This is a genomic window from Qipengyuania sp. NPDC077563, assembly GCF_044901345.1.
GTDB classification, from domain to species: domain Bacteria; phylum Pseudomonadota; class Alphaproteobacteria; order Sphingomonadales; family Sphingomonadaceae; genus Qipengyuania; species Qipengyuania aestuarii.
On sequence record NZ_JBJDPC010000002.1, the window covers coordinates 914599 to 934511 of the forward strand.

General features: G+C 56.2%; 17 protein-coding genes and 1 pseudogene. 12 read left to right on the forward strand and 6 right to left on the reverse strand.

The window, feature by feature from the left end:
* Positions 1-21: 21 nt before the first annotated feature.
* Complete coding sequence (locus tag ACI2I1_RS10445) at positions 22-678, forward strand: lysoplasmalogenase family protein (protein WP_404679041.1); 657 nt, start codon at positions 22-24, stop codon at positions 676-678.
* A 16-nt stretch (positions 679-694) separates the two neighbouring features.
* Here the strand turns inward: ACI2I1_RS10445 and gyrA are convergent, their stop codons facing one another.
* Positions 695-3538, reverse strand: a complete 2844-nt coding sequence (gene gyrA, locus ACI2I1_RS10450) for a DNA gyrase subunit A (protein WP_404679042.1) — start codon at positions 3536-3538, stop codon at positions 695-697.
* Between the two features lie 300 nt (positions 3539-3838).
* Here gyrA and ACI2I1_RS10455 point away from each other — a divergent pair, with 300 nt between their 5' ends.
* Positions 3839-5173 (forward strand): hypothetical protein, encoded by a 1335-nt coding sequence (locus ACI2I1_RS10455; protein ID WP_404679043.1) that lies wholly within the window; start codon positions 3839-3841, stop codon positions 5171-5173.
* Between the two features lie 67 nt (positions 5174-5240).
* Here the strand turns inward: ACI2I1_RS10455 and ACI2I1_RS10460 are convergent, their stop codons facing one another.
* A complete protein-coding gene (locus ACI2I1_RS10460; protein WP_224811562.1) occupies positions 5241-5966 on the reverse strand; it encodes an NYN domain-containing protein in 726 nt (241 codons plus the stop codon).
* 37 nt (positions 5967-6003) lie between these two features.
* Positions 6004-6642 carry a carbonic anhydrase gene (locus ACI2I1_RS10465; protein ID WP_404679044.1) on the reverse strand — a complete coding sequence of 213 codons (639 nt, stop codon included), beginning with the start codon at positions 6640-6642 and terminating at the stop codon, positions 6004-6006.
* 112 nt (positions 6643-6754) lie between these two features.
* Between ACI2I1_RS10465 and lipA the strand changes: the two genes are divergently transcribed.
* Positions 6755-7708, forward strand: coding sequence for a lipoyl synthase (gene lipA, locus ACI2I1_RS10470; RefSeq protein WP_404679045.1), 954 nt, complete (start codon positions 6755-6757; stop codon positions 7706-7708).
* Positions 7708-8163 (forward strand): type II toxin-antitoxin system RatA family toxin, encoded by a 456-nt coding sequence (locus ACI2I1_RS10475; protein ID WP_404679046.1) that lies wholly within the window; start codon positions 7708-7710, stop codon positions 8161-8163. The genes lipA and ACI2I1_RS10475 overlap by 1 nt, the downstream gene beginning before the upstream one ends.
* On the opposite strand, the gene ACI2I1_RS10480 is transcribed toward ACI2I1_RS10475, so the two are convergent.
* Together ACI2I1_RS10480 and ACI2I1_RS10485 are read right to left on the reverse strand one after the other, a co-directional pair.
* The gene (locus ACI2I1_RS10480) at positions 8160-8663 is read right to left on the reverse strand and encodes a CinA family protein (protein WP_221541592.1); all 504 of its coding nucleotides are present in this window, start codon (positions 8661-8663) and stop codon (positions 8160-8162) included. The genes ACI2I1_RS10475 and ACI2I1_RS10480 overlap by 4 nt on opposite strands.
* Positions 8664-8679: 16 nt before the next feature.
* Positions 8680-9822 carry a bifunctional 2-C-methyl-D-erythritol 4-phosphate cytidylyltransferase/2-C-methyl-D-erythritol 2,4-cyclodiphosphate synthase gene (locus ACI2I1_RS10485; RefSeq protein ID WP_404679047.1) on the reverse strand — a complete coding sequence of 381 codons (1143 nt, stop codon included), beginning with the start codon at positions 9820-9822 and terminating at the stop codon, positions 8680-8682.
* Between the two features lie 77 nt (positions 9823-9899).
* On the opposite strand from ACI2I1_RS10485, the gene dusB reads away from it, so the two are divergent.
* From dusB to hflX, 8 genes and pseudogenes are all read left to right on the forward strand, one after another.
* Positions 9900-10919 (forward strand): tRNA dihydrouridine synthase DusB, encoded by a 1020-nt coding sequence (dusB, locus tag ACI2I1_RS10490; protein ID WP_404679048.1) that lies wholly within the window; start codon positions 9900-9902, stop codon positions 10917-10919.
* A pseudogene (locus ACI2I1_RS10495) lies at positions 10916-11110 on the forward strand (PAS domain-containing protein); the annotation flags it as partial. The gene dusB and the pseudogene ACI2I1_RS10495, both read left to right, overlap by 4 nt.
* Positions 11111-11185: 75 nt before the next feature.
* Positions 11186-11989, forward strand: a complete 804-nt coding sequence (locus tag ACI2I1_RS10500; RefSeq protein ID WP_404679168.1) for a nitrogen regulation protein NR(II) — start codon at positions 11186-11188, stop codon at positions 11987-11989.
* Positions 11986-13401 carry a nitrogen regulation protein NR(I) gene (ntrC, locus tag ACI2I1_RS10505; RefSeq protein ID WP_404679049.1) on the forward strand — a complete coding sequence of 472 codons (1416 nt, stop codon included), beginning with the start codon at positions 11986-11988 and terminating at the stop codon, positions 13399-13401. Before ACI2I1_RS10500 ends, ntrC begins: the two co-directional genes overlap by 4 nt.
* 60 nt (positions 13402-13461) lie before the next feature.
* Positions 13462-15699: an ATP-binding protein gene (locus ACI2I1_RS10510; RefSeq protein ID WP_404679050.1), complete on the forward strand. Its 2238-nt coding sequence runs from the start codon at positions 13462-13464 to the stop codon at positions 15697-15699.
* Between the two features lie 2 nt (positions 15700-15701).
* Complete coding sequence (locus ACI2I1_RS10515) at positions 15702-17084, forward strand: sigma-54-dependent transcriptional regulator (protein ID WP_404679051.1); 1383 nt, start codon at positions 15702-15704, stop codon at positions 17082-17084.
* A gap of 164 nt (positions 17085-17248) precedes the next feature.
* The gene (gene hfq, locus ACI2I1_RS10520) at positions 17249-17785 is read left to right on the forward strand and encodes an RNA chaperone Hfq (protein WP_404679052.1); all 537 of its coding nucleotides are present in this window, start codon (positions 17249-17251) and stop codon (positions 17783-17785) included.
* Between the two features lie 17 nt (positions 17786-17802).
* A complete protein-coding gene (gene hflX, locus ACI2I1_RS10525; protein WP_404679053.1) occupies positions 17803-19104 on the forward strand; it encodes a GTPase HflX in 1302 nt (433 codons plus the stop codon).
* On the opposite strand, the gene mazG is transcribed toward hflX, so the two are convergent.
* Positions 19101-19859, reverse strand: coding sequence for a nucleoside triphosphate pyrophosphohydrolase (gene mazG, locus ACI2I1_RS10530; protein ID WP_404679054.1), 759 nt, complete (start codon positions 19857-19859; stop codon positions 19101-19103). The two genes, hflX and mazG, sit on opposite strands and share 4 nt — an antisense overlap.
* Positions 19860-19913: the final 54 nt, after the last annotated feature.

A 19913-nucleotide genomic window follows, 5' to 3' on the forward strand; every position in this document is an offset into this window, starting at 1 on the left:
TATCAAGGGAATAGATGCGCGATGACAAAGCGCGCCTTGATTGACCATCGGCCATACCTTCTGCTGAGCCTGCTGTTTGCGATCAGCTACTTCTTGGCTATGGACGGAAAGGTGGGCGGGGCATGGATGGCTTTGTGGAAAGGTGCGGGCATCGCATTTCTCGCCGCTTATGCGGGCCATCGCGGAAAAGGAAAGGGGCGCGTTCTGATCGCCTCGGTCATGGCCCTCGGGGCCCTGGGCGATGTAGCTCTGGAATTCAGCTTTTTTGCAGGTGGCCTAGTTTTTGCGCTAAGCCACCTCACAGCGGCCTATCTTTTTCTGAGCCACATGCGCCATCCGACCAGCGCCAGCCAAAAGATGGCAGGCTTGGCGTTGCTTCTCGTTACTCCAGCTATCGCAGGTATGTTGACATATCCCTTGGATAATTGGTTGCTCGCTACTTTCTATGCCTCGCTTCTAGGGGCGATGGCAGGAACGGCGTGGATCAGTACCTTCCCGCGATATCGGGTTGGAGTGGGCGCAGTCTTATTTGTCGCAAGTGATCTGGTGCTTTTCGCGCAGGAGTCCTCGCATGTCTCAAATGAACTGACCGCATGGATAATCTGGCCGCTCTATTACAGCGGCCAGTTTCTCATCGTGACCGGAGTGGTTCAGACACTCCGAAAGCAGCAAGTGTGACGAAAAGGGACCCGGTCTAACCTCCCGGTTCGTCCTCGATATTACGGTCCGAATGCGCAGTCGTATGCGGGGTAGTGGGGTTCAACCCGCCACCGCGCGCTGCGATCTCATCATGGACCATTTCTTCGGCCTCGTTTTCCGGCTCTTCTGTCTCGTCGATCAGTGCAGCGCCGACAATCTGTTCGCCTTTGGAGACGTTGAAAATACGAACACCGGACGAACCGCGGCCCGAAATCGAGAAGCCTTCGTGGTTTTCGAAGCCGCCTTCGACCAGATGCCGCAATTTTATCGGCATGCGAATGAGCTTCGCCTGATCAGTCACCAACATAAGCTGCGAACCGTGCTTCACCGGGAAGCTGGCGACGACCGGCCCGTTCCGGTCGGGGTTGCTCGACGGCTCCCCGATATTCGTCAGCCCCATACCGCCACGACCGATGGTGCGGTATTCGTATGAGGAAGAGATCTTGCCATATCCGTTGGCAGTCAGAGTGAGAATGAATTCTTCAGTCTCAGCCAGTTCTGCCGACTTTTCTTCGTCGAGCGTCGGCTCGTTATCGTTGTTCTTCCAGTTGGCCGCACGCAAATAGGCTTCGCGTACTTCCGTATCGCGCTCGCCAGCATCGAGGACCGTCATCGAGACGACCTTCTGACCGTCTTTCAGCTTCATACCGCGAACACCGATACCGGTCCGGCTCTTGGTCTCGCGGGCGTCCGTTGCGGAGAAGCGAATTGCCTTGCCCGAGTCCGATGCCAGGAAGATTTCCTGATCTTCGGTGAGCAATTCGACGCCGATGAGACGATCGCCGCTGTCTTCCACAAAACCCATGGCATATTTGCCGTTGCTGGGCACGTTTGTAAAAGAGTCCATCGAGTTGCGCCGGACCATGCCTTGCTCGGTCGCAAATACGATATTGAGCTTCGACCACTCGCCTTCATCTTCCGGTAGCGCAAGTACGTTGGTTACCCGCTCATCATCTCCCAGAGGAAGCAGGTTGACCATCGGCCTCCCCTTCGTCTGCGGGCTGCCTTCGGGCAGTTTCCACACCTTCTTACGATAAACGCGACCCGTATTCGTGAAGAATAGCACGGGATTGTGGGTCGAGGTGACGAACATTTCCACCACGGCATCTTCGTCCTTGGTGGCCATCCCGCTGCGGCCTTTACCACCACGCGCCTGGGCGCGGAAGGAATCCAGCGGCGTCCGCTTGATGTAGCCGCCGTGAGTAACCGTGACGACCATCTCTTCACGTTCGATCAGATCTTCGTCGTCGATGCCGTCCCAAGCCGGCGCAATCTCGGATACGCGCGGGGTGGCATAGGCCGCCTTGATCTCTTCGAGTTCAGCGCGCATCACACCATAGAGTTTGACACGATCAGCCAGGATCGAGAGATATTCCTCGATCGATAGAGCCAGTTCCTTGAGTTCGTCGCCGATCTCGTCTCGCCCCAAGGCCGTCAGGCGGTGGAGGCGAAGGTCGAGGATGGCTTTGACCTGCCGCTCGGACAGACGGTATGTTCCGCCCTCCTGTTCAGCGTTCGGCTCTATCGCCTCAACCAGGCGGATATACTGCGCAATGTCCCCAATCGGCCACTCCTTGGTGAGCAGGCGAGCACGCGCTTCGGCCGGAGTAGGGGCGCTGCGGATCATCGCGACGACCTCGTCGAGGTTGGACACGGCAACGACCAGACCCAGCAAGATGTGCGCACGGTCTCGCGCCTTGTTCAGCTCGAACTTGGTACGGCGGGTAATGACCTCTTCACGGAACGTGATGAAGGCCTGGATAAACTCTCGCAAAGTGAGAACTTCAGGACGCCCGCCGCTGATCGCCAGCATATTGGCAGGGAAGCTCGCCTGAGCTGGGGTGTATCGCCATATCTGGTTGAGCACGACTTCAGGCGACGCGTCGCGTTTCAGATCCACAACAACGCGGACACCCTTGCGACTTGATTCGTCACGGATGTCGGAAATGCCCTCGATGCGCTTGTCCTTGGCAGCCTCGGCGATCTTCTCGACCAGTCCGCTCTTGCCGACCTGGAAGGGAATGGAGGTGAGCACGATCGACTTTCTGTCTCCGCGCTTATCCTCGATCTCGTGTCGGGCGCGCTGCAATATCGATCCACGTCCGGTCGTATACGCTGCGCGGGCGCCTGATTTGCCAAGAATGAGCGGCGCGGTGGGGAAATCGGGCCCCGGAATGATCTCAAACAATTCCTCGCTCGTGATGGCGGGATTGTCCATATACGCAAAACAACCGTCGATCACTTCGCCGAGGTTATGCGGAGGGATGTTGGTCGCCATACCGACCGCGATACCGCCTGCACCGTTGACGAGCAGGTTGGGGAACCGAGCAGGAAGGACAGTCGGTTCCCGGCGGGACCCATCGTAATTGTCCGCGAAGTCGACTGTGTCTTTGTCGAGATCGTCGAGCAGGGAGTTCGTAACACGGGCCAGGCGGGCCTCGGTGTAACGCATCGAAGCTGGCGGATCGGGATCCATGGAACCGAAGTTGCCCTGCCCGTCAATCAGGGGGACGCGGAGCGACCAGTCCTGCGTCATGCGGGCCAGAGCATCGTAAATCGCGGCGTCACCGTGAGGGTGATAGTTACCCATCACGTCACCCACGATCTTGGCGCTCTTGCGGAATGGCCGGCCCGCCACGAAACCGCCTTCGTTACTGGCGAAGAGGATCCTGCGGTGAACCGGCTTCAGACCGTCACGCACATCGGGAAGTGCGCGGCTCACTATCACGCTCATCGCGTAATCGAGATAGCTCGTCTTCATTTCCTCGACGATGTCGATGCGTGTGTGTTCTTCGCCACCCGGTACGGGGGAATCGATCGTGTCGATGTCGTCAGCCAAAGCTAAACCATTCCATATACTGTGTAAGACAGATTTTCAGAGCGGAACCCTAGGACAGAAGGCCGGGATGCGCCACCGAAGCCGGGAACCATTGGTCCATGTCCGGCGCTTTTTCCACATATGGGTTGTGTCCGGACGGAAGATAAGCATGAACTGCGCACAAGATCGCTATTCAAATGCCGTTCAGGGCAAAATCCTCAGTTTATTTGCAATGATTGCGCGCACGCGGCAATGGCAAGTTCGATGAGCTTTCCACCCTGCTAGCACGGTGCGCTATCCTAACATTTTGGGAGTTTACGAATGATTTTTACCCGTCTTAACAAGGCTTCGCGGCCGTCTTCCGCAGTGGCCATGGCCCTCGTGATCGCTGCCACGGGCGCGCTGGGCGCGACCGCGCTTGAAGCGCCAGCTTTTGCACAGAAGAAAAAGAAGGAAGAGAAAGAGCAGAAGGGTCAGTACAGCAAGGAGTTCCTTGCTGCGTACCAGCCGATTGACGCGGTTCAGAAGGCGGAGACACCAGACGCCGCCGCGGCAAAGGCTGCCGTACCGGCTCTGATTGCTGCGACCTCAAGCCCGGATGAAAAGCGCGCGACCGGTGGAGCGCTCTTCAACATCGGCAACAAGATCGGCGACGAGGATATGCGTATTCGTGGTCTCGAATTGATGATGGAAAGCGGCACTCTGGAGCCTGAACTCGCCGGACAGATCGGTTTTGCTGCGTATCAGGCCTATAGCGGTCGCAACGACATTCCAGCAGCGCGAAAAGCCCTCGAAAGCGCGATTGCAGCCAATTATTCGACCACTGCCACAATGTCGGATGGGTCGCAAAAAACGATCGGCAAGCCGGAAATGCAGCGGATGATCGCCGATCTTTATTTCAATGCCGATCAAACCCAAGAAGGTTTGGCCTATGTAAGCCAAACCATTGACGGGCTGAAAGCTGCTGGCGAGCCGGTACCCGAACAGCTGATCCGTGTCGGGCTGGCACAGGCATATGAGAACAATCTTCAGCCACAGTCGCGTCAGTACGTGGCGATGCTAGCCGAAAACTATCCCAGTCCTTCGGTCTGGGGTGACGCAGTGATTATCACGCTGAATTCGGGTGGGTACGCCAATGCGGATGCTCTTGATCTTCTTCGTCTTTCGCGCCGGTTGAACAGCTACAACGATACGCGCGTTCTGGCAGAGTACATCGAACTTCTGGACTCTCGCCGCTATCCGGGCGAGGTGGTCAGTGCGATCGACGAAGGTTTCGCCCTTAGTAATGTCGACAAGAGTGATCCATTCCTGATCGAATCCCGCAAGGAAGCTGCTGGTCGCGTCGCGGCCGACCGTCAGGGCCTCTCGGCGCTGGCTGCAGACGCACGCAAATCTGGTGCGACGTTGAAGACGCTCGTCGTGGCGGGTGACACCTTCCTCAGTTACGATCAGCCAGCAGAAGCCGAAGAATTCTATTCGAAGGCTCTGGGGATGAGCGGCGTTGAAACGCCAGTGGTTCTGACCCGTCTCGGGATCGCTCAGTTCGATCAGGGCAAATACGCCGAAGCCAACGAAACGTTTGGTAAAGTTGAAGGCGCTCGCAGGGATATCGCTAATCTCTGGGCGATCTACGCAGCTCAGAAGGGCGGAATGTAAAAGCGCTCCGCTCCATTACCATTGTTATTCGCGGCGCGGGTTCTTTCGAATCCGCGCCGTTTTTCGTTCAGCGTAAACGCTTCACGTAAAGAGTGTTGTCACGGCGCTCGACTTTGAACTGATCCATCGATTCCAGCAGATCAGACAATCGTTTGAATCCGTAATTCCGAACGTCGAAGCTTGATCGATTGCCTGCCAGACTGCCGACCTCGCCCATCTGGGCGTAGCCTTCGTCGTCCCTTTTGGCAGCCTTCCAGGCAGTCCCCAGCAATTCGACCAGTTCTTCATCGATCTGGCCGTTGCCTCCGGAGCGTTTGCTTTTCTCCGCTGCGGGCTCTTCGTCCGCGCCGGCAATGAGAGCATCAATATCGATGAACCTCGTGCAAGCACTTTTGAAGGCATCCGGAGTCTTATTCTTGCTGCCGAAACCGTAGACGATCAGGCCATCCTGGCGCAGCCGCGTGGCAAGCGGCGTAAAATCGCTGTCGGAGCTCATGATCCCGAAACCGTCGACCTTGCCCTGATAAAGCAGATCGATGGCGTCGATGGTCATGGCCATGTCGGTGGCATTTTTGCCAGCAGTGAGGTCGAATTGCTGCTGCGGCCGGATGCCGAACTTGTGCGTTATCGTGTCCCATTTAGCGAGGTTGTTCTTGGCGAAATTGCCATATGCTCGCTTGATATTGACCTGGCCCAGTTCCGCCATGACGGTCAGGACCGGATCGATGCCGCGTGGTGACGTGTTGTCAGCATCGATGAGCAGGGCGATGTTTTTTAATTCTTTGTCAGACATGCGTATTCACATGCCGGGCAAGATAGGCGGACGCAAGCTATTCGGCGGCGAAGAATTCACCCTGTTGATTGTCGAGCAGGCGCAGAATCCCGTCTGAAATTGCAAAATGTGCGCCGCGAAGGGAGAGTTCGCCGCTTGAAACTTTGTCAGCCACATATGGAAAAGTCTGCAAGTTCTTCAGGCTGACCTTTACCGCTTCCAGCTCCATCGCCAACTCCGCTTCCCTGCCGTCGGTGCCAAGCTTCTGCGCGATGGGGGCACGCGCGTCGTCGAGCATGTCGACCCAGTGAGCAACGTGTCCCCCTTCGCCCAGTTCATTGCCGTGGAGGTCCTGAGTAAGCGCAGCCTTGCAGCCCCCGCAAAGCCCGTGTCCCATGACGACGATCTCTTTGACTTTCAGGAACTGCACGGCAAATTCCACCGCTGCTGACACACCGTGACGACCGGGAGTGGTTTCAAAGGGAGGAACCAGAGCGGCCACGTTGCGAACCACGAAAATTTCTCCGGGCACCACATTCAGGATTTGGGCAGGATCTACGCGGCTGTCGGAGCAGGAAATGACCATAACCTGCGGCGACTGGCCTTCGGCGAGTTGCTGCCACCGTTCACGCTCATCCTGCCATCCGGTGGCACGGAAGTGGCGATAGCCCTCGATCATCTGCTCGAACGTTTTCATGCAAATGCTGCTGCCCCGAAAGGCCGTACAAGGCAAGAGATCAAATTGTGGTTCCGATGCGTTAGGATGCAAGGTTGCGAGAAGGGGGCGTCGAGCCTAGATGGGGCGCGACATGAACGATCTCTCATCCACGCCCAACTCCGCTAGCGAGCCTCTTCGCAAAACCCGCAAACCGGATTGGATTCGGGTCAAGGCGCCCGTTAGCAAGGGCTATCATGAAACGCGCAAATTGATGCGCGAGCTTTCGCTTAACACCGTCTGTGAAGAAGCGGCTTGTCCCAATATCGGCGAGTGCTGGGACAAGAAGCACGCCACCGTCATGATCCTCGGCGATGTCTGCACTCGCGCCTGTGCTTTCTGCAACGTGAAGACGGGCATGCCGCGACTGGTCGATCCGATGGAGCCAGAGAACGTTGCGATCGCCGCTGGCCAGATGGGTCTCAATCATATCGTGATAACCAGCGTGGACCGGGACGACCTGCCAGACGGGGGTGCGGATCAATTCGTTAAGGTCATCAAAGCCCTCCGGCGCGAGACGCCCGAAACTACGATCGAAATTCTTACGCCCGACTTTCGCGGGAAGATGAGAGCGGCGGTGGAGAAGATTTGTGAGGCTGGGCCTGACGTGTACAACCACAACCTAGAGACTGTTCCGCGTCTCTACCCGACGATCAGACCCGGCGCGCGCTATTATGCCTCGCTTCGCCTGCTGGAGGAAGTGAAGGCTCACGATCCGCTTATCTTCACCAAATCGGGTATCATGCTCGGCCTCGGTGAACAGCGGCTGGAAGTCCATCAGGTGATGGACGACATGCGAAGCGCCGATGTCGATTTCGTCACTATGGGGCAGTATCTGCAACCAACGCCCAAGCATGCGGCAGTCGAAGATTTTGTCACGCCGAAGGCGTTCGACGCGTACGGCTCGATCGCACGAGCAAAGGGCTTTCTGCAGGTCGCATCCAGTCCCCTGACCCGCTCCAGCTACCATGCCGGTGATGATTTCGCGGTAATGAAGGACGCTCGTGAGCAACGCCTGGCGAAGGAGAAGGCGAGGGCGCACGCCTGATGCCTGGAATTCGTGAGACGCGGCGGCTGCCGTATAGTTGCGAGCAAATGTTCGATCTGGTCGCGGATGTCGGCAGCTATCCCAAGTTCCTACCTTGGGTCGTAGCGACGCGCATTCGCAGCGACAGCGCCACCGTGATGGAAGCGGATATGCTTGTCGGTTTCAAAGCTATCCGCGAGAAATTTACTTCACGTGTCGTCAAAAGTCGGCCGGAGCGACTTGAGGTTTCCTACGTGGACGGACCTTTGCGGGATCTCGACAACAAGTGGAATTTTGTGTGCCTGCCCGATGGTGGATGCGAAATCGATTTCTGTGTAGATTTCACCTTCCGCAACGCTGTGTTTGAAGCGCTTGCAGGGCAATATTTCGATAGGGCTTTTCGTAAGATGGTTGAAGCGTTCGAAAAACGCGCAGACGAGTTGTACGGCCGGGAAAACGCAGCAGCCAATCTTTAGGGAAGAAGCAGTTCCAGTGCGCAAATCGTTGCCTGTCTGCGGATATCGGCGCGTGAAGTCTGACCGAATTGCTTGAGTTCGCCCTCGGGTTCCCCCTCCGCACCGCGAACTACACGGGCAAACACCACTGTGCCGACAGGCTTTAATGCAGTGCCGCCTGAGGGGCCTGCAACGCCGCTGATCGCGACCGCTACATCCGCATTGCTGTTGGCCAATGCGCCCTTAGCCATTGCCCAGGCACAGGCGATGGAAACCGCACCGAAGGTCTCAATAATGTCGAGTGGGACATCGAGAACTTCCATCTTTGCTTCGTTGGAATAGGTCACGAAGCCGCGGTCGACCACGGCCGAAGAGCCAGCAATCTCGGTGAGTGCGGCCGAAACCAAGCCGCCCGTGCAGCTTTCAGCCAGAACGACTTTTCGTCCTTTGACTTTATTCTCCGCCACAACGCGCTCGGCAAGGCGTTCGACGTCGTCTGGCAAGAGTTTGGTGAGGGTCATTGGCGCGTCTCTTATTTCAACTTCTGACGACGGTAGCAACCGCTTGAGCGGCGATTCCCTCTCCGCGACCGGCAAACCCCAGCCTTTCGGTAGTAGTCGCCTTCACAGATATGGCCCCGATGTCGACGTGGAGCAGTTCTGCTATTCGGCCACGCATTGCCTCTCGATAGGGGCCAATTTTGGGAGCCTCGCAAATAATCGTGAGATCGATATTCCCAATCTGAAAACCAGCACTTTCAACCAGCTTCGCCGCATGTTTAAGAAACTGGTCGCTGCTCGCTCCTTTCCATTGGGGATCGGATGGAGGGAAATGGCTACCTATGTCGCCGCAGGCGATAGCTCCGAGCAGTGCGTCCACGATGGAGTGGATGGCCACATCGGCGTCGCTATGCCCCGCCAGGCCAAATTCGGATTCGATTTTGATACCGCCCAGCCACAATTCTTCGCCAGCGGCTAGCTTGTGAACATCGAAGCCTGTCCCGACGCGGACCGGCGGTCGAGGGTCGCCAAAATCCTCCGCGAAAGTAAGTTTCTTCAATCTCTCATCCCCTTCGACCAAAGCGACCTCGCCTCCAAAAGCTTGCAGTACCTGTGCGTCGTCACTCGCAGGCGTTTCCTTTCTCCAAGCCTGATGGGCTTGCGAAATCTGACTATAGTGGAAGGCCTGCGGGGTCTGCACCCGCCGCAAACTATCTCGATCGGCGGGATCGCCCATCGCCCCCGAACTTTCCGAGACTAAGCTGTCCACCACAGGCAGAACTGGAATCGCCGCGGGATGATTACTCAGCGCTGCCAGAAGCCTTTCGATCACCGGAAAAGGGAGATCGGGGCGCGCTGCATCGTGAATGAGTACTCTTTCTGCGCCATCGAGGATATCCAATCCCTTTGCCACTGACTGCTGGCGTGTTTCCCCTCCAGTGACGGGCATCCACCCATCAAGTCCAACCAATGCCCGTGAGATAAGGTCCTCACTTCCAACAGGTATGACCACGACAACTGGAGATGCTCCGGCATCAAGCAGCGCTTCGACAGAATGACGCACGACTGGCTTGCCGCGCCAGACTGCGAATTGTTTTGGCGTGGGCAATCCTGCCCGCAGGCCTTTTCCAGCAGCGACGATAATGGCCCCGAAAGGGGGAAGGGAGGGAGATATGTCCATGGCTCGCCAATCCGCTAGCGGCTTGAGGTTTTCGCCGCAACGCACTATGTGGCTGCCCAAAATTTAGGCATTCCAACATGACGACAAAAACTCATCAGCACGCCCCGCCGGCCCCGATCATGATCGGAAATGTCATGATCGACACGCCAGTCATTCTGGCGCCGATGACTGGTGTAACCGATCTGCCATTCCGAAAGCTGGTCCGGAAATACGGGTCGGGCCTTAATGTGACAGAAATGATAGCGAGTGAGGCGGCGATCCGTGAAACGCGGCAATCGGTCCAGAAGGCCGCATGGGACCCGATTGAAGAACCGGTATCGATGCAATTGGTCGGCTGTGATCCCTCGAGCATGGCAGAAGCTGCAAAACTCCAGCAAGATAATGGCGCGGACATCATCGACATCAATTTTGGTTGTCCTGTCCGCAAGGTCGTTGGTCAATTGGCAGGTTCTGCCCTGATGCGCGAAGTCGGCCTTGCAACCAAACTGATGGAAGCAACCGTGCGAGCCGTTGATGTGCCTGTCACGGTAAAAATGCGGATGGGCTGGGATCACGCTGATCTCAACGCCCCTGAACTGGCAAGGATCGCTGAAGATCTGGGTGTTAAGATGGTGACGGTGCATGGGCGCACACGCAACCAAATGTATAAAGGTAGCGCGGACTGGAAATTCATCCGTAAAGTGAAGGAAGCGGTCTCCATACCGGTGATCGTCAATGGCGATATCTGTACCGTCAATGACGCCGGATTGGCGCTGGAGCAGTCAGGCGCAGATGGATTGATGATTGGGAGGGGGGCTTATGGGAAGCCCTGGCTTCTCGCTCAAGTCATGCACTGGTGGCGAACGGGGCAGACTCTCAAGAGCCCAAGTTTCGATGAGCAATTCGAAGTCGTACTCGAACATTACCGCGATATGCTGGAGTTGTATGGAGAGCAGGTGGGCGTCAAGATCGCTCGAAAGCATCTTGGATGGTATACCAAAGGTATGCACGGCTGCGCAGAATTCCGACACAAGGTTAACTTCATCGAGCAACCATCTGTTGTGATTGACGAAATAACTCGTTTCTATGAACCGTTTCTTCGTCGGCGGGCAGCGTGAATCAAGGATTGGGCGCGCCAGACGCGGCCACCCAGATTGCCGGTCTTGTCTTCGCGGTTCTCCTCATAGATCAACAAGGGCGGATCATACAGGCTAACCAAGCAGCCGAAGAACTCTTGGGCCGTAGCGCCCAACGGATGGCGAACGCCAACCTTCTCGAAATTCTGAGCATTGACAGCGAACGTCTCCGCTCCAGCTTGCTGGCTTGCGACGAGAAAGTGATAGCGAGAAAGATATCCATCATTGCGGGAGCGCGCTCGCGACTGGTGAATATTACCAGCTCTCCGGTGCCCGGCCATTTTGGATGGCAGGTGGTTACGCTGTCTGAAGTCGGGCAGGAGGAGATGGGCGATATCGATTCCGAAAGGGTGGAATTACGCGCGCCCTCGGTTCTTGCACATGAAATCAAAAACCCTTTGTCAGCGATACGCGGAGCAAGCCAGCTTCTATCGAAACGAGCATCGGAGCGCGATCGTCCGCTAGCCACCATGATCGAGGGCGAGGTCGACCGCATTGCGCGCCTGATTGACAGGATGCAGCAATTGGGGAGCCGAAATCCCGTGGAAACAGGACCCTGCAATCTTCATGCGGCTATCCGCAATGCGATGGCGACCGTGAGGGCGGGGCGGGGCGATGCTTGCGAGTTGCTAGAAGAGTTTGACCCTTCACTTCCAGCGGTCGAAGCGGATCAGGGCGCTCTCGAGCAAGTTCTTATAAACCTTCTCGCGAATGCCTGCGATGCAAGTAGCACTGTGGAAGGTGCCCAAATCGTGGTTCGCACCCGGTTCGTAAGTGGGCTGGTATTTTCAGCAATACGGCTTGGAAAGGCTACGAAATTGCCGATCGAAGTGACTGTCAGCGATAAGGGACCTGGCTTACCGCCCGAATTGAAGGATCACGCGTTCGAGCCATTCGTTTCGGGAAAGAAGAACGGGCAGGGATTGGGGCTTGCTCTGGTACGCAAACTGTTGCGCGACATGGGCGGTCGCATCGTTTACGAGCGAGACGACCGCGCCGGGCTTACACATTTTCGGGTCAATCTTTCGGTCGCCAACGGGAAAGCAGCATGAAACCTCGTGTTCTTCTGGTCGAAGACGATCGTGCAATTGCCACGGTGATCTCAGAAGCGCTGCAGGATGAGGGGCTTCACGTTACGGCCTGCAGTTCGATCGCCCGCCGGAACGAGTTGATCGAGGCGTGTGAATTCGATGTCATGCTGACTGACATAATGTTGGATGATGGCGACGGGCTCGAGACCATCAAGGTTGTTCACGAGACGGCACCGGCCATGCCCATCATTGTCCTTTCTGCACAAAACACGCTGGATACAGCTATTCGGGCGAGCGACAGCAACGCCTTCGAGTATTTTCCGAAGCCATTCGACCTCGACGAACTTGCACAGGCAGTCCGCCAAGCGATCGCAAAAACACCCAGCAAGTCATCCCAGCCAGATGAGACGGATGCTGGATCCTTGCCGCTGATCGGCCGCAGCGTGGCCATGCAGGACGTTTATCGCATGATCACGCGTGTCTTGCGAAACGATTTGACTGTTCTGGTCACCGGAGAAAGCGGGACAGGAAAGGAACTGGTTGCAGAGGCAATACATCAATTGGGGGTGCGGCGAACGGGACCTTTCGTGGCAGTCAATATGGCTGCCATTCCGCATGACTTGTTGGAAAGCGAATTATTCGGTCACGAGCGCGGCGCCTTCACCGGCGCCCACTCACAGTCTATCGGGAAGTTCGAGCAGGCCAATGGCGGGACGCTCTTTCTTGACGAAATAGGTGAGATGCCCGCGGATGCGCAAACGCGGCTTCTGCGTGCTCTCCAGTCAGGCAGGATCCGGCGAGTGGGTGGCCGTCAGGAAATCGGTGTGGATGTGCGGATAGTCGCCGCCACAAATCGCAATCTGCCAAATTTAATTGCCTCGGGCGGGTTCCGCGAGGACCTGTATTACCGTCTGAATGTAGTTCCGATACACCTTCCCCCTCTGCGTGATCGGCGGGAGGACATCGGGGTGCTAGCTCGACACTTTTTGTCACAAGCAAAGGCTGAAGGCCTTCCCTCCAAGGCTATCGAGGAGAAGGCAGTTGAAGCTCTTTCGGGGTATGAGTGGCGAGGCAATGTTCGGGAATTGCGCAACGTAATCTTCCGACTGGCCTTGATGGCAAGAGATGATGTAATCGACGCCCATTCAGTCGAGGACCTACTATCTACAGCTAAATCGCCGGCCGAGGCTGCGCATAGCAACGCTTTCGAGCCCGCTCTATCTGAGTGGATCAGATCGAAAAAACCGGCTGAAGGCAATGTATATCAAGAGGCGATCGCTTCGTTCGAAAAGCCACTGCTTGAGCATGCTTTGAAGGTCACCGGGGGGAACCAGCTTCGCGCCTCTCGGCTATTGGGCATAAACCGGAACACCTTACGGAAAAAACTGAGTGACCTCGGGGTGATCGCCGATCAGTTCATCGAGCGCGGATGAGGAGCCGTCCGTCTTTTAATGCTTGCAATATTGCAACAGTAGCGATGTAAGCCGGACACTATGGCGACCCAGGCGGCTACTCGAACAGGACACACGCCGCGCTTCTGGCGCAGGTTCGTCGTGGCATCCAAAAAGGCTAACCTCTTTACTTTGATTGAAATCGCGGCTGCGACTTCCTTCTTAGTGATGCTGGGTACGACTTGGGCGGCGTTCACGAGCGCGCCAGCTAACGGTCAGCTTTTGCCTAGTGGCCAAGTTGCCATGCTTTTGATTGGCACTCTCCTGCCCGCCATGGCCCTATTGATTTTGATGGGCCGGAGAGTCGCGCTCAGGCGAGCGGCCGGAAGCACGGCCCGCTTGCACGTGCGCTTGGTGTTCTTTTTCTCAATTGTAGCTGCGGTGCCAACGCTGCTCGTCGTCGCATTTGCGGCGGTTCTCTTCCAGTCGGGCGTGGACTTCTGGTTCTCTGACAACTCTCGGGGGCTCATGAAAAATGCCAATGAATTGGCAGAGAGTTATTACGAGGATAACCAGCTCGATCTCGGGCAGGAAACGATCTCGATGGCGATGGACATGCGCGCTAATTTGCAGAAAATCGCAGTCACCGATCCAGATTTTATGCTGGTTTATGAATATCAGGCCCAGCCCCGGGACGTGGTCGAAAGTGCAATTCTACAGGCCATGCCAGACGGGAGTGCACGGACAGCTGTGCTCTATAACATTAGTGAAGGTTCTGATCCGGTTGCTTTCACCGAGGAATGTCTTTCCGAGCTAAGGTCGGGGCAGGCAGTAGCAGTTCGCGGGAGTTCGGAACGAATTGAGGCGATTGCGCCTATTGATCGCCAAGCGGGCATTTATCTCTATACCTCGCGCAATGCCGAGGCATCAGGCTTTCGCAGCTGGGAAAGTGCGCGTTCGATCTCCAATGCCTACGATGATCTGACTACCCGCGCCCGGGCCCTGCAGTTGCAGTTCAACGTCTCCCTTTTTCTCGTAAGCCTCTCCTTGGTTGGACTTTCGGTCTGGTTCGCACTGAAATTTGCCGATCGACAGGTGGAACCACTAACCGACTTGGTCGCTGCGGCAAGAGAAGTGGGCGCAGGCAATTTCAGAATGCGGGTCGATGGGCGGACCGGAGCCGATGAGATCGGCCTCCTCAATCGGGCCTTCAACAGAATGACGGCACAGCTTGAAAAGCAAACCGATGCATTGGTGTCGGCAAATGGAGAGCTGGAGGAACGGCGCAGCTTTATTGAAGCAGTTCTGGAATCGGTCAGTGCGGGTGTCATCACGATCGATGGCGAGAGGCGGGTGTTGCTGATGAATGCTCCGGCGCAGAGCATCCTTCTCGATGAGGGGGAGGGGGGCACGGCGCCCGACACTCTCGATCAGATGGCACCGCAGATCGCGGCGATGGTCATCGCCAATCTGGAAAAGGGTGTTGTGAGCCATTCCAGGCATGGTGAAATGATGACCCTCGCGGTCAAGCTGGTTCGTGAGGGCACCGGCCACGTGATTACTTTCGAAGACATTACCCGGCAATTGCTGGATCAAAGGCAGGCTGCTTGGTCTGACGTTGCCCGGCGCATTGCTCACGAGATCAAGAACCCACTGACGCCGATACAGCTCGCCACGGAACGCCTCAAACGTCGATACCGGAAGCAAATTCAACAGGACGGTGAGCTGTTTGACGAGCTTACGAACACGATTGTTCGGCAGGTCGGTGATCTGCGTAAAATGGTTGACGAGTTTTCCAGCTTTGCGCGCCTGCCCAAACCGGTTTTCAGGGCCGAAGACGCGCTTGATCTGGTTCGACAGTCAATCTTCCTCCAGGAAGTGGCCAATCCAGACATCAATTATGGGCTATCAACACCGCTTGAAGGTCCCCTTAAAATACAGGCCGATCGCCATCAGCTGGGCCAGGCAGTCACTAACATTCTCAAGAATGGCGCAGAAGCCATTGAGGCGCGATCAGCTCAAGCCGAACCTGATTTTCGCGGGCGAATAGCGGTCGAGGTAACCGAGACTGAGAAACATATTGCGGTCGGAATCACCGACAATGGCATCGGTCTGCCACAAGATCGCGAACGCATCGTCGAGCCCTATGTCACGACGCGGGCCAAGGGCACTGGCTTGGGCCTCGCCATCGTAAACAAGATTGTGGAGGAGCACGGCGGTGAGATGTCCTTCTCTTCGGCAGAAGGTGGCGGGACGAAGGTTACCCTCAAATTTGCTCGTGATCCGCACGGCACCAATGCGGGCGCCTCTAAAACCCTAGATGAAGATACTGGACTCTAATTATGGCTTTGGACATCCTCATAGTAGACGACGAGCGCGACATCCGCGAACTCGTAGCGGGCGTCCTCAGCGATGAAGGTTATGAATGCCGAACCGCAGCTGACAGCACGTCAGCATTACAGGCTGTAGACGAGAAGCGCCCCAGTCTCGTGCTACTCGATGTGTGGCTGCATGGAAGTCAAATGGACGGCCTCGAAGTGCTCGATGCCATCAAAGCGCGCGAACCTGAGCTTCCAGTCATCATCTTCTCGGGCCACGGAAATATAGATACCGCCGTCAGCGCTGTCAGCCGTGGAGCGATGGATTTCATCGAGAAGCCGTTCGAGGCCGAGCGCCTCTTGCTCTTGGTCGAGCGCGCGACTGAGACTGAAAATTTACGACGGGAAAATAGCAGGCTGCGGGCGAAAAACGTTGAAACGGGAGAATTCACCGGGAATTCCGTGGCAATCAATTCGGTAAGGGCAACGCTTAAGCGCGTCGCCCAAACCGGTAGCCGTGTGTTGATCACCGGTCCGGCAGGTGCGGGCAAGGAGGTGGCAGCCCGCCTGCTTCACAATTGGTCTACCCGAGCAGAAAAGCCTTTCGTCACCGTAAACTCTGCCCGCATTACCCCGGAGCGCTTTGAAGAAGAGCTGTTCGGCGAAGAAAGTGACGGCAAATTGATCCGGCCCGGTTTGCTGGAAAGCGCGGACGGGGGCACACTCTATCTCGATGAGATAGCCGACATGCCCCTATCGACGCAGGCCCGCATCTTGCGTGTTCTCACAGAGCAGAGTTTCGTGCGGGTCGGGGGAAGTCGGCAGGTCGGGGTCGATGTTCGAGTGGTTTCATCATCCGCTCGCGACCTCGCAAAAGAGATGGAGGATAAAAGTTTTCGCGAAGATCTCTTCTACCGATTAAACGTGGTTCCAGTTGAAATTCCTTCCCTTGCCGAACGCCGCGACGATATTCCTGCGCTGGCCGAGTATTTCTTCGCTCGGTACGCTTCGGAACAGGGGATCCGTCCTCCGAAGATCAGTGAGGAGGCTATGGCCGCCCTTCAGGCCTATGACTGGCCCGGAAACGTGCGCCAATTGAGAAACGTGGTGGAAAGAACCATAATTCTCACTCCAAGAGACAAGATCGACACGATCGAGGCGAACATGCTCTCCGAAGAAGTGGCGGGCGGAAGTGACAGCGGCGCCGCGGGCGTCGCAGGCTTAATGGGGGCGCCGCTAAGAGAAGCACGCGAAAGCTTTGAAAGGGAATATTTATCCGTTCAGATACGGCGCTTCTCTGGAAACATTTCAAAGACGGCCAGTTTTATCGGAATGGAGCGATCGGCGTTGCACCGTAAATTGAAACTGCTTGGCATGGCAGAGCGGAAGGAAAGCGAACGCAAGTAAGATAGCATGATGCGGGGATCTACCGTGGCAATTTTTCTTCGTTGCGGATCCGTTGGCTGATAGCCAGATTGACGAGCACTTGGCCAATCAGGCTGGTACCCGGACGCGGGTGGAAGCGTCCAGATTGCGGTCGCGAATGATCGCCAAGAAAAGGAGACACAAAGATGTCCGGAGAGCGAACCCTGTCTGCCCGGCCAAGATCGGAGAAAGACGCTCGCAGCAAAGGCAAATCACCTAGCCTTCAAGATGCCTTCCTGAACCTTTTGCGGAAAGAAAAAACGCCGGTTACGGTGTTTCTCGTGAAGGGAGTGAAGCTTCAAGGTATTGTGACGTGGTTCGATAATTTTTCGATCCTTTTGCGTAGGGATGGGCAGTCGCAATTGGTCTACAAGCATGCGGTGAGTACCATAATGCCAGCGCAGCCGATCGACGCTACACAGTTTGTAAGCCAAGGGTCGGGGGCAAAACAGCGCCTTCTTCAGGACGTATTTCTAAGTCGGGTGCGTGAAGCAGAGGCTCAGGTCACCATGTTCCTTGTCAATGGCGTGATGCTGCAAGGTAAAATTGCCGCGTACGACCTGTTCTGCATGCTACTGGAACGCGAAGGGTACGTGCAGCTCGCTTACAAGCACGCGGTGTCCACAATTCAACCTGCAGAGCCGGTCGACCTCACGGAAGACTGGGAAGAGGACGAAAACTGAGTTTCGATGATGATCTTATGGGGGAAGTTTCGCGCGGTGCGCGAGCCCTCGTCGTGTGCCCAGATATCCGTGGCTTTGCTTACGATCTCGACGCTGAAAGCCGGCTGCAGGAAGCCGAAGGTCTCGCTCTAGCCATTGGCATCGAGATTGAGGCGAGTTTTGTACTTCCTATACGAGAAGTCCGGCCAAATCTTCTCTTCGGCGCTGGCCAAGTGGATAACATCCGCATCGCCTGTGAGCAGAACGAGGCCGAACTTGTGGTCGTTGATGGCGCGCTAAGCCCCATCCAACAACGAAATCTCGAAGAAAAACTCACTCGCAAGGTAATCGACCGTACCGGGCTCATCCTTGAAATTTTCGGTGAACGCGCAGCTACAGCCGAAGGGCGTCTACAGGTTGAACTCGCGCATCTTGATTATCAGCAAAGCCGTCTTGTTCGGAGCTGGACACACTTGGAACGGCAGCGCGGCGGTTTCGGCTTTCTTGGCGGACCCGGCGAGACGCAGATAGAAGCGGACCGCCGTATGATACGTCAGCGAATGGGGAGGCTACGCAAGGAACTGGAGCAGGTACGGAAAACTCGCGGCCTTCATCGAGAGAGGCGTGAACGTGCTCCTTGGCCAGTAGTCGCGCTTGTTGGCTATACCAATGCGGGAAAGTCTACCCTTTTCAACAATTTGACCGGTGCCGAAGTGATGGCGGAGGACTTGCTCTTCGCCACTTTGGACCCAACCATGCGCGCGATCTCGCTTCCCGGAGTGGAAAAGGCAATTCTGTCCGACACGGTAGGGTTCATCTCTGACTTGCCCACGCAGCTTGTGGCGGCCTTCCGCGCGACGCTGGAAGAGGTAACAGCTGCCGACGTTATCTGCCATGTGAGAGACATATCAAACCCATCAGCCGAGGCACAAAAAGCCCAAGTGCTGAACGTGCTGACGGATCTGGGTGTCATCGAAGGGGAGGGTGGAGGCTCCACAATTCCCATTCTGGAAGTGTGGAACAAATGGGATCTGCTAGGTGAGGAGCAGGCTGCGGAGCTACGGGCCGTGGCCGAAGCATCCGACGAGATCGTTAAGCTGTCGGCACTGTCGGGCGAAGGAATTGACGAGTTCGTCGAAACCCTTGGGCAAATGCTGACTGCCAAAGCTTCCGTCCGTCAATTTGATTTGCCGGCAAGTGATGGTCGGCGGATTGCCTGGCTCCATGCGCATGGCGATGTTTTGGAAGAAAATGATGCCGGGGAGGGCGAAGAAGGCCCAATCCGCAGGTTCGTGGTTCGATTGAATCCTAAGGAACTTGGACAGTTCGAGACCCTTTAGTTCCTTTTTTCCTGCCTTTTAACCTCTTGCCACAACTCTTCCTGCTCCTCCAGTTCGCGCTCGGCAAAGTCACCGCCGGCCAATTCTTCCATGGCTCGGAAACGGCGCTCGAACTTGGAATTCGCGAACCGTAAGGCTTGTTCTGCATCCACTCCGTAAGCTCTGACCAAATTCACAGCCGCAAAAAGGAGATCTCCAGCCTCCTCGGTCCGGTCAAGTTCACTGGCTTCTTGAAGCTCGCCAATCTCTTCGATCACTTTCGCTTTGGGGCCAGCAATGTCTGGCCAATCAAAGCCTTGGCGCGCGGCTCTTTTTTGTAATTTTTGAGCACGCATCAGAGCCGGAAGGGCGAGGGCGACTCCATCCAGAGCACCGGTCGCGCCTTCCGCCTCGCGCTCCGCCGCTTTCAGATTCTCCCAGCGAGCGTCCTTCATCACGCCGCCTTCGTTACTGAAAATATGAGGATGCCGCCGTTCCATTTTCTCCGAGATGGTTTTGGCAACATCGTTGAAAGCGAAATGTCCGGCTTCTTCGGCAATGCGGGAGTGAAACACTACCTGCAATAGGAGATCCCCCAATTCGGCCTTGAGATCGTCTAAATTTGAACGCTCGATCGCGTCCGCTACCTCATAAGCTTCCTCGATGGTGTAAGGCGCGATAGTCGAGAAGTCCTGCGCGAGGTCCCATTCACATCCTCTGACGGGGTCTCGAAGTAATGCCATGATCGAAAGCAAGTGATCTAATTGTTCGGTCATGGGATATCACCTGGATTTTCACACATATAAACGGGCAGTGCCTTTAGTCGAAGA

What these genes read in the sequence shown, in the direction of transcription:
- ACI2I1_RS10455 (WP_404679043.1), top strand. Translation starts at nt 3,839, where the DNA reads ATGATTTTTACCCGTCTTAACAAGGCTTCGCGGCCGTCTTCCGCAGTG.
- ACI2I1_RS10475 (WP_404679046.1), top strand. Translation starts at nt 7,708, where the DNA reads ATGCCTGGAATTCGTGAGACGCGGCGGCTGCCGTATAGTTGCGAGCAA.
- ACI2I1_RS10480 (WP_221541592.1), bottom strand. Translation starts at nt 8,663, where the DNA reads ATGACCCTCACCAAACTCTTGCCAGACGACGTCGAACGCCTTGCCGAG.
- lipA (WP_404679045.1), top strand. Translation starts at nt 6,755, where the DNA reads ATGAACGATCTCTCATCCACGCCCAACTCCGCTAGCGAGCCTCTTCGC.
- ACI2I1_RS10515 (WP_404679051.1), top strand. Translation starts at nt 15,702, where the DNA reads ATGGCTTTGGACATCCTCATAGTAGACGACGAGCGCGACATCCGCGAA.
- ACI2I1_RS10465 (WP_404679044.1), bottom strand. Translation starts at nt 6,642, where the DNA reads ATGAAAACGTTCGAGCAGATGATCGAGGGCTATCGCCACTTCCGTGCC.
- ACI2I1_RS10485 (WP_404679047.1), bottom strand. Translation starts at nt 9,822, where the DNA reads ATGGACATATCTCCCTCCCTTCCCCCTTTCGGGGCCATTATCGTCGCT.
- hfq (WP_404679052.1), top strand. Translation starts at nt 17,249, where the DNA reads ATGTCCGGAGAGCGAACCCTGTCTGCCCGGCCAAGATCGGAGAAAGAC.
- ACI2I1_RS10510 (WP_404679050.1), top strand. Translation starts at nt 13,462, where the DNA reads ATGGCGACCCAGGCGGCTACTCGAACAGGACACACGCCGCGCTTCTGG.
- mazG (WP_404679054.1), bottom strand. Translation starts at nt 19,859, where the DNA reads ATGACCGAACAATTAGATCACTTGCTTTCGATCATGGCATTACTTCGA.
- ntrC (WP_404679049.1), top strand. Translation starts at nt 11,986, where the DNA reads ATGAAACCTCGTGTTCTTCTGGTCGAAGACGATCGTGCAATTGCCACG.
- hflX (WP_404679053.1), top strand. Translation starts at nt 17,803, where the DNA reads ATGGGGGAAGTTTCGCGCGGTGCGCGAGCCCTCGTCGTGTGCCCAGAT.
- dusB (WP_404679048.1), top strand. Translation starts at nt 9,900, where the DNA reads ATGACGACAAAAACTCATCAGCACGCCCCGCCGGCCCCGATCATGATC.
- ACI2I1_RS10445 (WP_404679041.1), top strand. Translation starts at nt 22, where the DNA reads ATGACAAAGCGCGCCTTGATTGACCATCGGCCATACCTTCTGCTGAGC.
- ACI2I1_RS10460 (WP_224811562.1), bottom strand. Translation starts at nt 5,966, where the DNA reads ATGTCTGACAAAGAATTAAAAAACATCGCCCTGCTCATCGATGCTGAC.